Origin of the sequence: Streptococcus atopicus (assembly GCF_049166725.1) — a bacterium.
GTDB lineage: Bacteria > Bacillota > Bacilli > Lactobacillales > Streptococcaceae > Streptococcus > Streptococcus hominis.
Genome location: NZ_JBMHFC010000003.1, coordinates 204,222 through 217,298, shown reverse-complemented (window position 1 = coordinate 217,298; position 13,077 = coordinate 204,222). Strand labels below are relative to the sequence as shown.

The following is a 13,077-nucleotide window of genomic DNA, read 5'->3' as shown; positions in this document are numbered from 1 at the left end:
AGATATGAATGATGAAAGAGACATTCAAAAACATATTCAGTTTCGAATTTTGGCAAAAATTCGGAAAAGCTTTGATGGTCGTTATCGCAGTAATGCCTGCGGCTGGTTTGATGATCAGTATTGGTAAGTCCATTCCAATGATCAATCCAAATGTAGCTGCTCTTGTTACAACAGGCGGTATTCTTGAGCAAATTGGTTGGGGAGTTATCGGAAACCTTCACATTTTGTTTGCATTAGCTATTGGAGGTAGCTGGGCAAAAGAACGTGCTGGTGGTGCATTTGCGGCCGGACTTTCATTTATTTTAATTAACCGTATTACAGGGGTCTTTTTTGGAGTAACTTCAGACCTTCTTACAAAACAAGGAGCTACTGTAAAAACTGTCTTTGGTGGAACCATTAAGGTGGCTGATTATTTTGTAAGTGTACTTGAAGCTCCTGCCCTTAATATGGGGGTGTTTGTTGGTATCATTGCCGGTTTTGTTGGAGCAACTGCTTACAACAAATATTATAATTACCGTAAATTACCAGATGCGCTTTCATTCTTTAATGGTAAACGGTTTGTGCCATTCGTTGTTATTTTGCGTTCTACAATTGTGGCTTTGATTCTTGCAGTATTTTGGCCAGTTGTTCAAACTGGAATCAACAATTTTGGTATTTGGATTGCTAACTCTCAAAAGACAGCTCCAATTCTCGCACCATTCTTGTTTGGTACTTTAGAACGTCTTCTTTTACCATTTGGACTTCACCATATGTTGACAATTCCAATCAACTATACTCAATTAGGTGGGACATATGAAGTGTTGACAGGGGCTGCTAAAGGAACGACTGTATTTGGTCAAGATCCATTATGGTTGGCTTGGGTAACAGACCTTGTTAATTTAAAAGGTTCACACGCTGATCAATATCAACATCTTCTAAATAGTATTACTCCAGCTCGTTTTAAAGTTGGGCAAATGATTGGTTCATTTGGTATTTTGATGGGGGTTGCCTTTGCAATTTATCGAAATGTAGATGATGATAAGAAACATAAATACAAAGGGATGATGATTGCAACAGGACTTGCAACTTTCTTAACAGGTGTTACAGAACCAATTGAATACATGTTTATGTTTGTTGCAACACCTCTTTATTTGGTGTATGCAGTTGTGCAAGGGTTAGCCTTTGCAATGGCTGACGTTGTTCACTTGCGTGTTCACTCATTTGGTTCGATCGAATTCTTAACTCGTACCCCACTTGCAATCAACGCTGGTTTGGGTATGGATATCATTAACTTTATTTGGGTAACAGTTCTCTTTGCAGTTGGAATGTACTTTATTGCCAACTTTATGATTAAGAAATTTAACTACGCAACTCCAGGACGTAATGGTAACTATGAAACAGCTGATGGAGAAGATAGTGATTCATCTGCTCAAGCTGGTGGCAAAGTAGCTGAAGCTTCTCAAGCAGTAAATATTATCAACCTTCTTGGCGGACGCGCAAATATCGTTGATGTAGATGCCTGTATGACACGTCTCCGTGTGACTGTCAAAGATGGTGAAAAAGTTGGTACAGAAGAACAATGGAAAGCTGAAGGAGCAATGGGCTTGGTGATGAAAGGCCAAGGTGTTCAAGCTATTTATGGTCCGAAAGCGGATGTTCTTAAATCTGATATTCAAGACTTACTTGACTCAGGTGAAGTGATTCCTGAAACTCTTCCGAGTCAAATGACAGCTTCACAAGCTGCGGAAGTGAGCTACAAAGGTGTAACAGAAGAAGTTGAAACGGTTGCTGACGGTGAAGTCATTGCTATCTCTGATGTGAAAGATCCTGTCTTCTCACAAAAAATGATGGGTGACGGATTTGCAGTTGAACCTGAAAATGGGAATATCTACTCACCAGTAGCAGGTACTGTTACAAGCATTTTCCCTACAAAACACGCTCTTGGTCTCTTGACTGATAATGGCCTTGAAGTGCTTGTTCATATCGGACTTGATACAGTCAGTCTTGAAGGTAAACCATTTGAAGTACATGTTGCAGAAGGACAAAAAGTTGCAGCAGGTGATCTTCTTGTGACAGCTGATTTAGAAGCTATCAAAGCGGCAGGTCGTGAAACTTCAACAGTTGTTGTCTTCACAAATGCACAAGCTATTAAATCTGTAACGGTTGAAACATTCGGCAAAGTAGCAGCGAAAACGGTTGTTGCTAAAGTAGAATTGTAAATAGGAAAGAGAAATCATGGCAAAATTCCTGACTTTAAATACTCATAGTTGGATGGAAGATGAGCAAGAAAAAAAGCTAGATCAACTAGCTGAGCGGATTCTTCAAGAAAAATATGATGTCATTTGCCTGCAGGAAGTCAATCAAGAAATGGAGTCTGAACAGGTTGTTCAGGCTCCATTTTATCATGCGGTAGATGGCGCCATTGCGATTCATAAAGACCACTTTGCGCATTGTCTCGTGGAGAGATTGATAGAGAAAGGTCTTATTTATCATTGGTCTTGGGCTTATAATCATATTGGTTTTGATCGGTTTCATGAGGGAGTCGCTATTTTATCCTTAAAGCCGTTGAAACCAAGTGAGTTATTGGTTTCAGATGCCAACGATCCAACGGATTATCACACTAGAAAAGTACTTTTGGCGGAAACAGAAGTTGATGGACGGCTTGTAACGGTGGCTTCCTGTCATCTTTCCTGGTGGAATAAAGGCTTCCAAGAAGAGTGGGCACAGATAGAAGAAGAATTGTTACAATGCAACATGCCTTTGGTATTGATGGGAGATTTTAACAATCCTGTCGGTTATGAAGGCTATCAGCACATTCTAAGAAGTCCACTTGCTTTGCAAGATAGTCATGCTGTTGCTGACACAGTCGTTGGTACAGCAACGGTTGAAGGCGATATTGCTGGCTGGGCTGGAAATAAGGAAGCTCTAAAAATTGATTATATCTTTACAAGTAAAGATTTCAACATTGAAAAATCTGCTGTTGTTTTTGACGGCAAAGCAACACCTGTTGTTAGTGACCATTTTGGGTTAGAAGCAGAAGTTGCATTTTAACAATCAAAAACGGTAAGTTCAAGATAAAACTTCCCGTTTTTGATTGTCATTCTTTAGAGGTGTGGTGTTTTCCAGCATTGATAGCGTCGGCCTCGGTCATGGTGACTACTCTGTCAAACCGTGTATTGCGTGGCATATTATCTAAGCTGTACCAATAAACATCAGCAGTTCCGTTACGAGCTACATAAACGGTTCGTTCCTGCTGTTGAGCTTCTTTTGCTGCAGCAGCCTCTTGTTGTTGCTGCGCTTGAGCGGCAGCTGCTTCTTCTTGTTTTCGTTTTTCTTCTGCTTGTCTAGCTATTTCTTGTTCTTTTGCTACTTTTTCTGCGGTCTCTTTTTCTTGCTTAGCTTTTTCCGCTTTCTTTCTCGCCTCTTCTTCCTTTTTCTTCTTTTCCTCTGCTGCTTTTTCCTTCTTTGCTTTTTCCTCTTTTTTACCTAGAGCAATATATTGCTCGTTTTCTTTTTTGTAGGAGTCAAACTCATTTTTTAATGCTTTGTAATCTTTAGTAACTTCCTCATTGCTTTTTGTTAATTTTTGAATCTGTACCTTATATTCTTTCTCGCCCTTCTGCTGGTTTCCCATGGCAGAAAACGATCCCAATAAAAGAACGACTAGTGTTAGAATAGCGATATTCTTTTTGTCTTTAAAAAAGGCAAGAGAAAAAAATCTTTTCATCATAATTCTCCTTAAAATGATAACGTTTACAATTTATTATATAAAATTTCTCGAGAGAAGTAAATAGGATAACGGATTATTATATGTTTTCGTGAGGAAGGTCCTATCTTTTGTTATTTCTTAAAACATGGTATAATGAAGTATTAAGAATTCAGGAGGGAAGCAGATGCGTTGTCCTAAGTGTGGTGGTAGTAAATCAAGTGTTATTGATAGTCGGCAAGCAGAAGATGGCAACACAATCCGTCGTCGGCGTGAGTGTGATGAATGTCAGTATCGCTTTACGACTTATGAACGTGTAGAAGAACGGACGCTCGTTGTCGTTAAAAAAGATGGCACGCGGGAACAATTTTCAAGAGACAAGATCTTTAATGGAATCATTCGTTCGGCGCAAAAACGTCCTGTTTCTAGTGATGAGATTGAGGAAATTGTCAGCAGAATTGAGCAAAAAGTGCGCAGCAGCAATGAAAACGAGATCGCAAGCGAGTATATCGGTGGTTTAGTAATGGAAGAGTTAGCGGAATTAGATGAAATTACTTATGTTCGTTTTGCTAGTGTTTATCGTAGCTTTAAAGATGTGAGCGAGCTGGAAAACCTCTTGAAACAGATTACAAAAACAGCGAAAAAGAAAAAGGAACAATAGATGAAACCGAATGATCAATTTTCTTTTGTGAAGAATAATCTGATTAGCCAGGACAGCACCAATTTGATTCGTCTGTATTTGCCAATTTTAGGGCTTGAAGCGACCTCTATCTATCAGTATTTTCTTGCTTTTTGGGACAACGGAAAATCATCTTACACCTTTGGGCACATTTTGAATCATCTCAATCTGGGGATGAATGCCTTGCAAAAAAGTTTAGAAATGTTGTCTGCTATGCAGTTAGTAGAGCTTTATCATACGGAGAATCATTTTCAGGTCTATTTGCAGCCCACATTGTCGTCTGGTGAATTTTTAAGCAATCCTGTTTACAAGCGCCTGCTAGTAAAGAAGATTGGTGAAGCTGCGGTAGAGGCTTTGTTACCTAGTCACCCAAATGGTGAGAAGCAAGATGTGAAGCTGTCAGAGATTTTTCAAGTGGAAGATGCAAAGGCAGAGACGCAATCAAAACAGAATCATTTTGACTTGGATTACTTTAAACAATTGATGGCGCGAGAAAACTTGCGTTTTGAAAACGAAAAAGAAGATTTGCTGGTACTTTTTGCTATTTCAGAGCAACAAAATTGGACTTGGTATGAGACCTACTTGTTGGCTAAGGAGACGGCTGTCGGTCATGTGGTTTCAACCAAGCGAATGAAGCAAAAATTAAATCAGAAGCCTGCTGCAAGCGGATTTTCTAACGCTGAACAAACGATTATTCGAGAGGCTAAGAGTAAGTCAGCCATGCAGTTTTTAGCAGAAATCAAAAAAACTAAGCATGCGACAATCACACGAGGAGAACGTCAGTGTTTGCAAGAATTGGCAAATTTGGGACTGTTAGATGAAGTGATTAATGTGATTTTGCTGTTGACTTTTAACAAAGTGGATTCGGCTAATCTCAATGAAAAATACGCTTTGAAAGTAGCAAATGATTTTTCATATCAAGAAGTGACATCAGCAGAAGAGGCAGTTTTGCGAATTCGTGAGCGAAATCAACAACCAAGCAAAAAAGCAAATCAAACGGCTACTTCAAAGAGCAATGTTCCCGACTGGAGCAATCCTGACTATAAGAATGAAACAAGTGTTGAAAAGCAGGCTGAGCTAGAGGAGCAAAAGAGAAAACTTTTAGCGAAATTAGACCAAGGAGGTGACTAGATGGAGAGTGTTGGACAAACGATGGCGTATAGGAAACAAGCTCGTCAATTTAACTATGAAGAGTTGGTGAAGCAAATCGTAGCCGATCCAGATGTAGTGGCTTTTATCCAGTCTGAGCGATTAACACCTGCTGAAATCAAACGAAGCATTTCTAAGTTTAATCAGTATATTTCTGAACGCAATCGATTCTTACTGGGAGATGAAGCGTATATTGCTAAGGGCTATAAGCCGATATTGGTGAAGAATGAGGGGTATGCAGACGTTTCTTATGAAGAAACTCCAGAACTAGTCGAAGCGCAGAAACAAGCAACTATCAATGCACGGTTAAATTTAATTAGTCTTCCGGCTAGTCTCAAGGAAGCTAGTTTGGCAAAAGTGGATTTGGACGATGTTGGTCGTTACAAGGCTTTTGAATTGCTGACGAATTTTGTGGCAGATTATCCAAACTACAAAAAAGCGATTTACCTTTATGGTGATTTTGGCGTAGGGAAAAGTTACATGATGGCGGCTTTGGCACATGATTTGTCGGAAAAACGTAGTGTTTCTACGACCTTGCTTCATTATCCTAGTTTTGTTTTGGATGTAAAGAATGCTATTTCTTCTGGTCTCGTTAAGGAAAAGATTGATGAAGTAAAAGTAGCGCAAGTATTGATTTTGGATGATATTGGTGCGGAGCAATCAAGTCCGTGGATGCGAGATGAGATTTTGCAGGTCATTTTGCAGCACCGGATGCAGGAAAATTTGCCAACTTTCTTTACATCGAATTTTAATTTTGCGGATTTGGAACGACATTTTGCGACATCCAAAAACGGAGATGAAACTTGGCAGGCTCGTCGGGTCATGGAAAGAATAAAATTCTTAGCAGAGGAAGTTCGTCTGGAAGGAGAAAATCGCCGATGAATGAAACGATTGATTTGATGAAAAAGCATACTTCTGTTCGTCGTTTTACAGATGAGCAGATTTCAGATGAGGATTTGAAGGTGATTATTGATGCTGGTCGAGCAGCCTCTAGCTGGAAGAATTTCCAATCTTATTCGATTATTGTTACTTGCAGTCAAGAAAAGAAAGCAGCCTTGTTTGATTTGGTGCCTCAGGAGGCTATTCGTCAGTCATCTGTTTTTCTTCTTTTTATTGGAGACCTCAATCGAGCTGAGAAAGGTGTGCGACTTCACACAAATGCCTTTTACCCACAAGGAGTGGAGAATCTTCTGATTAGTTCTGTTGACGCTAGTCTGGTCGCGCAGAATACTCTTTTGGCGGCTGAAAGTCTGGGATATGGCGGGGTCATCATTGGCTTGATTCGCTATGCTTCTAGGGAAATAGCAGAGCTGTTTAATTTACCAGATTATACGTATCCTATTTTTGGAATGGCTTTGGGAAAGCCAGCTCAGCACCATGCTGTTAAACCACGCCTGCCGTATGAAACAGTCGTTTTTGAGGAAGATTATCAAGAACAGGATGCGTCTGTTATTCAGGCTTATGATCAGATTCAGGCAGACTATGCTGGAGATCGAGCAACTGATACATGGAGCGAGCGGTTGACGAATCAATTTGCTCAAAAGCCCAATCCTGCTAGTCAGAATCTATTACAAGACAAGAAATTATTATAAAGTAAAGGAAGTGAGACCAAAAACAGTCATTTCGAAGCAATTCGATTTTGTTGGTTCACCCCGCACAGCTCGAAAGGTTTGGGGAATCTTTCGAAGTTGGAAATAGTCAAGTGAAACTTGACGTCAAAAGAGTTGTAAAAGCTGATTTATCAGCACATTAGCCCCCACTTAGCAGTGATTGATTGGCACTAAGGTGCTAATCAATTGTGCATGGGAAATTCTAAATTGACTAAAGTCAACAGAGTTTCTCCAAATCGCTGCGTCCTGTAATTATAACTACATAAACAAGTGAAGCTGAGCATTTTGTCCCAGCTTCTTGGAATAGAAAGAGGAACACTATGGTTTTACCAACCATTGCCATTGTCGGCCGTCCTAATGTCGGCAAATCAACATTTTTTAATCGGATTGCTGGGGAGCGGATTTCGATTGTTGAGGATGTTGAAGGAGTAACCAGAGACCGTATTTATGCAACGGCTGAGTGGCTGAATCGCAAGTTTAGCATGATTGATACAGGCGGGATTGATGACGTAGATGCGCCTTTTATGGAACAAATCAAGCACCAAGCAGAGATTGCTATGGATGAGGCTGATGTCATCGTTTTTGTGGTGTCTGGAAAAGAAGGTATTACAGATGCGGATGAATATGTGGCTCGTATGCTCTACAAGACCCACAAGCCGATTATTCTAGCGGTTAATAAAGTAGATAACCCAGAGATGCGTAGTGAAATTTTTGATTTTTATGCGCTTGGCTTGGGTGACCCTTATCCTGTTTCTTCCGTTCATGGGATTGGCACGGGGGATATTTTAGATGCCATTGTTGAAAATCTCCCCAATGAAGAAGCCGTTGAAAATCCAGACATGATTAAATTCAGCCTTATTGGTCGTCCCAATGTCGGCAAGTCTAGCCTAATCAATGCGATTCTGGGAGAAGACCGTGTGATTGCTAGTCCTGTGGCTGGTACTACTCGTGATGCGATTGATACGGTCTTTACGGACAATGAGGGGCAAGAATTTACCATGATTGATACAGCAGGTATGCGCAAGTCAGGCAAGGTCTATGAAAATACAGAGAAGTATTCTGTTATGCGAGCTATGCGAGCCATTGACCGTTCCGATGTAGTACTCATGGTGCTCAATGCTGAAGAGGGGATTCGCGAGTATGATAAGCGGATTGCTGGTTTTGCTCATGAAGCAGGTAAAGGAATTATTATCGTTGTTAACAAGTGGGATACGCTGGAAAAGGATAATAAGACCATGCAAAATTGGGAAGCCGATATTCGCGACCAATTTCAGTATCTCTCTTATGCACCGATTGTCTTTGTATCAGCTCTGACTAAGCAACGTTTGCATCAATTACCAGACATGATTAAGAGAATTAGTCAAAGCCAAAATACCCGCATACCGTCTGCAGTACTCAATGATGTCATCATGGATGCCATTGCAATCAATCCAACACCGACTGACAAAGGCAAACGGCTGAAAATCTTCTATGCGACACAAGTTGCGACAAAACCGCCAACCTTTGTCATCTTTGTCAATGAAGAAGAGCTCATGCACTTTTCTTATATGCGTTTCCTAGAAAATCAAATCCGCAAGGCTTTCGTATTTGAAGGGACACCAATTCATCTCATTGCCAGAAAGCGGAAGTAGGGCGGAGCTAGCCAAATAAGGCTGAACATAAAAATAGTAGAAGTGGTACAGTACAAGATAACTAGTCTAATGTACTTATGTGAGAAAGAAATATGAATTGGATAAATATTGCTAAAGTGGTGCTCATTGGAATGGCAAGTGCAGCTTATGTGAATATTCACTATGATGATAGAAAGTACAAACCGTTTGGTTTTCGCTATTGGTTATCACTTTTTAGTCTGATAGTTGTAGGAATTGCACATCTTTTCTTGGCTGCTATAACATTGGGCGTCATTTGGCTTATGATAACAAAATTCTCTATACTTTTACTGGGAATTTGGCTCCTTTTAGTATTCTTAGTAATAGGAAATACAATATTGCTAGTCGGTTTTATGAAAGTGTTGATTGCACGCACTAAGCACTATAAAAAGCTCAACAAGGATATTTTCTAAAAGAAAGCGAGGCGAACCTTGCTTTTTTTCTTTATACTGAAAATATGGTATAATGAATAGATAAAATAAAGGTGGTACTTATGGCAAAATTGATTCCTGGGAAGATTCGGACAGAAGGAATTGCTCTTTACGAAGCAGGGAAAATTGAAATTCTCAAAGTGAAAGATCAGATGATTTACAGCCGAGTGGAAAATCACAATCTGCGATATAGCTTGGATGATGAAGCCATTTTTTGCGCCTGTGATTTTTTTCAAAAAAAGAAATACTGTGCTCATCTAGCAGGCTTAGAATATTTTCTAAAAAATGATCCTGAAGGGAAAGTCGTTTTGGCAAATCTAGAAGAGGAGCAGACAACTTCAGAAGAAACTCAAACGAAGGTCTCATTTGGCAGTCTCTTCTTGGATAAAATCCTCCAGACAGAAGATGTAGCCGTTCGCTATGAACTGTCTGCTGTCGGGCAAGAAGATGATTATACAGGACAATTTTTGTGGACCTTGCGTATCAGTCGTTTACCAGATGAGCGCTCCTATGTTATCCGGGATATTCGTGCTTTTTTAAAGATTGTTGAAAAAGGCGATTATTATCAAATCGGCAAGCACTATTATGAAAAAATGCAATTAGCCGCTTTCGATGAAGCTAGCCAAGAGGTGATTCAGTTTTTACGAGGACTTGTTTCTTATCAGCAGGATCAAGATGCTTCTTTTATCTTTCCAAATGCAGCTAGACATCTTTATTTTCCGTCTAGTCTGTTTGAAGAAGGCGTGAATCGGCTTATGAATTTGCCGCATTTCCGCTTAGAATACAGTCTTTATGACTATGACAAAATCTTTTTTCAAGATTTGCATGCTGAAGTAGGCATCTATGATTTTACAGTAGAGGAAAATTCAGATTATTTTGAGCTCATCATTACAGAGCAAAATTATAAAATCTTATATGGTGGTGACTTTATTTTTTATGGAGATCATTTTTATCAACTGACGGAGCAACAAAAGCGGATGATTCAGGTGATTCGAGAATTACCTGTGGATACCGATCGCAAAAAACGCCTTCAATTTGATACAAGCGATCAAGCCAAACTGGCTTCAGGACTATTAGAATTTGGTAAAATTGGCTTTATTCATGCATCGGAAAGTTTAGTAATTCATACGTTTACTCCGCTGTTTGATTTCGAATTATTGGATACTCAGGAAATTCGTCTCAAAATCCAGTTTGACTATGGAAATTGTGTTGTGGATACTCGTCTTGAGTTGGAAGAATTGCCATTTGCCAGCGATTTTCAGTTAGAACAAAGGGTTTTTCAACAAGCTCTGTCTGCTGGTTTTGAAGCAGATTTCACAAGCACTCGTCCGCCATTGCAACCACAAGAAATCTACTCCTTTTTCACAGTGGCTCTGCCTCATTTTAGACGCTTGGGAAGGGTATCTGTGGCAGAAAACCTGACAGCCTTGTACCAAGTGGAAAGACCAGCAGTTTCTGTTCAGACAAATGGTGGCTTGTTGGATATCGGGTTTGACTTTACAAGTATTGACCAGACAGAAGTGGACGATGCGTTAGAAGCTCTTTTTTCGGCTAATGATTATTTCATTAGTCGCTCTGGTAAGGTGCTCGTTTTTTACGAAGAAACAAAAAGAGTCAGCAAAACCTTACAGGATTTACGAGCTAAAAAAGGAAAAGACGGCATTTTCCAAACGCAGAAGATTGCTGCTTATCAGCTATCTGAATTGTTTAAAGACCAAGAAAAAGTTAGTTTTTCAGAGGAGTTTCGCCATTTAGCCTTTGATTTGACGCATCCAGAGGAATTTGCGCTACCGACGTTAAAAGTGGAAGCAACTTTGCGTGATTACCAAGAAACGGGTGTCAAATGGATGTCTATGCTTCATCATTACGGATTTGGTGGTATTTTAGCAGATGATATGGGGTTGGGAAAAACCCTTCAAACCATTGCCTTTTTAAGTAGTCAGCTAAAAAAAGAGACTAATGTTTTGATTTTGGCTCCATCTAGTTTGATTTACAATTGGCTGGATGAGTTTGCGAAATTTGCACCAGAAATGGATGTAGCGGTCATTTATGGATTAAAACCAGTCAGAGATAACTTGATTGCAGAAGGTCATCAGGTGATGATTACAAGCTATGCTTCTTTCCGTCAAGATGTTGAAGAATATAGTCAATTGAACTTCGATTATCTCTTTTTAGATGAAGCGCAGGTCATGAAAAATGCACAGACCAAGATTGCTCATCATCTACGAAATTTTGAGGTCAAAAATACCTTTGCTCTTTCTGGAACGCCGATTGAAAATAATCTCGGCGAATTATGGTCTATTTTTCAAATTGTTTTGCCAGGATTATTACCTAGCAAAAAGAACTTTTTGAAATTGCCTGCAGAAACTGTCGCTCGTTTTATCAAACCATTTGTCATGCGGCGGAAGAAAGAAGATGTCTTGCAAGAATTGCCCGATCTCATTGAAGTGTCTTATCGCAATGAACTGGCAGATAGTCAAAAGGCTATCTACCTAGCGCAGCTAAAACAAATGCAGGAGCGCGTGCTTGCTTCTACAGAGGAAGAACTCAATCGCAGCAAAATGGAAATCTTATCTGGCTTGATGCGTTTACGACAAATCTGTGATACACCAGCGCTCTTTATGGAAGATTATCATGGCGAGAGTGGTAAACTAGAAAGCTTGATGGAACTATTAGAGCAGATTCAGACAGGAAGCCACCGTGTGCTCATTTTTTCTCAATTCCGAGGCATGCTCGATATTATCGAAAAAGAATTGAAAAAGATGAAAATAGAGACGTTTAAAATTACAGGCTCCACTCCAGCAAAAGATCGTCAAGAGATGACAAATGCTTTCAACAATGGGGAAGGAGATGCCTTTCTAATCTCCCTAAAAGCTGGCGGTGTTGGCTTGAACCTGACGGGTGCAGATACCGTTATTCTAGTTGACCTTTGGTGGAATCCAGCAGTAGAGTCTCAGGCAATTGGCCGAGCTCACCGTATGGGACAAGAAAGAAATGTAGAAGTCTATCGCCTGATTACGCGAGGCACAATTGAAGAAAAAATTCAAGAATTGCAAGAAAGCAAGCGCCATCTCGTGTCAACTATCCTAGACGGAACGGAGTCGCGCAGCAGCCTAACCGTTGCTGAAATACGAGAAATTCTAGGAATTTCTCCAGAAACACTTGAAAAATAGCATCAATAGTTTATAATGAAGTGTTGAAAGGAATGTGCTAATGAAAGAAAAATCTTTTCCATTGATTTCTGACGATGAAGTCATGCTATCAGAAATGCCGCGTATGAACCTTTATGATGAAAGCGATCTTATCAGCAATATTAATGGTGACTATGTCGATAAAAATTATTTAGAATGGGAACCAATTGTAAAGAAAATTGTAGACAGTCAAGTAAGAGAAGGGAAAGGAAAAGCATACCAAGCAACTTCAGCTATTCCGTCTGCTGAAGTCGCAAAACCTGCCCCAAAAAGCTATGCAGAATTGGCTAGAGAAGAAGCCAGAGCGGATTTGAAAAAGAAACGTTCGGCAGCTTATTTGACATCGGATTTTACTGCTAAAAAGCGCTCCTATCCTGCCGTTACGAATGGTAACACAGCTATTTCACATCAACCAACAGCATTTTTCCAAAAGGAAAATGGTAGTGAACTGGCAAAATACAGTCGGAATTTGAAACAGGATCAATATATTTTAGCAGATATCAAGACGGAGCCTTCTGTACATCAACCAAATGAATTGCCCAAAAAAGCTAAAAATAATTATGACTTTTTAAAGACAAGTCAAATTTACAATAAAAAAGAATTGCAAAGCCAAAGAGAGCGCCGGATAGCACAAGAGCTAAATTTAACACGGCTGGAAGAAAAATAATCGAACGTTGACAAGA

Annotated in this window: 11 protein-coding genes; 10 read left to right on the top strand and 1 reads right to left on the bottom strand. The window is 39.8% G+C overall.

The window, feature by feature from the left end:
- Nucleotides 1–8: 8 nt before the first annotated feature.
- The gene (locus tag ACOMA9_RS03640; RefSeq protein ID WP_049534654.1) at nucleotides 9–2,198 is read left to right on the top strand and encodes a PTS transporter subunit IIBC; all 2,190 of its coding nucleotides are present in this window, start codon (nucleotides 9–11) and stop codon (nucleotides 2,196–2,198) included.
- A gap of 16 nt (nucleotides 2,199–2,214) precedes the next feature.
- Nucleotides 2,215–3,030, top strand: a complete 816-nt coding sequence (locus ACOMA9_RS03635) for an endonuclease/exonuclease/phosphatase family protein (RefSeq protein WP_330945352.1) — start codon at nucleotides 2,215–2,217, stop codon at nucleotides 3,028–3,030.
- Between the two features lie 46 nt (nucleotides 3,031–3,076).
- Here ACOMA9_RS03635 and ACOMA9_RS03630 read toward each other — a convergent pair whose 3' ends face one another.
- Nucleotides 3,077–3,706: a hypothetical protein gene (locus tag ACOMA9_RS03630; protein WP_151380002.1), complete on the bottom strand. Its 630-nt coding sequence runs from the start codon at nucleotides 3,704–3,706 to the stop codon at nucleotides 3,077–3,079.
- 166 nt (nucleotides 3,707–3,872) lie between these two features.
- Here ACOMA9_RS03630 and nrdR point away from each other — a divergent pair, with 166 nt between their 5' ends.
- The 8 genes from nrdR to zapJ all read left to right on the top strand — a co-directional run bounded on the left by nrdR (nucleotide 3,873) and on the right by zapJ (nucleotide 13,061).
- Complete coding sequence (gene nrdR, locus ACOMA9_RS03625; RefSeq protein WP_144211171.1) at nucleotides 3,873–4,346, top strand: transcriptional regulator NrdR; 474 nt, start codon at nucleotides 3,873–3,875, stop codon at nucleotides 4,344–4,346.
- Entirely contained in the window at nucleotides 4,347–5,495 is a 1,149-nt protein-coding gene (locus ACOMA9_RS03620) for a DNA helicase (protein WP_151379989.1), read from the top strand.
- Nucleotides 5,496–6,395, top strand: coding sequence for a primosomal protein DnaI (gene dnaI / locus ACOMA9_RS03615; RefSeq protein ID WP_247906439.1), 900 nt, complete (start codon nucleotides 5,496–5,498; stop codon nucleotides 6,393–6,395).
- A complete protein-coding gene (locus ACOMA9_RS03610; protein ID WP_330945351.1) occupies nucleotides 6,392–7,105 on the top strand; it encodes a nitroreductase family protein in 714 nt (237 codons plus the stop codon). The genes dnaI and ACOMA9_RS03610 overlap by 4 nt, the downstream gene beginning before the upstream one ends.
- A gap of 338 nt (nucleotides 7,106–7,443) precedes the next feature.
- Nucleotides 7,444–8,754: a ribosome biogenesis GTPase Der gene (der, locus tag ACOMA9_RS03605; protein WP_151379991.1), complete on the top strand. Its 1,311-nt coding sequence runs from the start codon at nucleotides 7,444–7,446 to the stop codon at nucleotides 8,752–8,754.
- 92 nt (nucleotides 8,755–8,846) lie between these two features.
- Nucleotides 8,847–9,185: a hypothetical protein gene (locus ACOMA9_RS03600; protein WP_003029943.1), complete on the top strand. Its 339-nt coding sequence runs from the start codon at nucleotides 8,847–8,849 to the stop codon at nucleotides 9,183–9,185.
- Nucleotides 9,186–9,265: 80 nt separating this feature from the next.
- Nucleotides 9,266–12,376 (top strand): pilus expression-regulating Snf2 family helicase, encoded by a 3,111-nt coding sequence (locus tag ACOMA9_RS03595; RefSeq protein WP_421424671.1) that lies wholly within the window; start codon nucleotides 9,266–9,268, stop codon nucleotides 12,374–12,376.
- A gap of 40 nt (nucleotides 12,377–12,416) precedes the next feature.
- The gene (gene zapJ / locus ACOMA9_RS03590; RefSeq protein WP_151379992.1) at nucleotides 12,417–13,061 is read left to right on the top strand and encodes a divisome accessory protein ZapJ; all 645 of its coding nucleotides are present in this window, start codon (nucleotides 12,417–12,419) and stop codon (nucleotides 13,059–13,061) included.
- Nucleotides 13,062–13,077 lie beyond the last annotated feature (16 nt).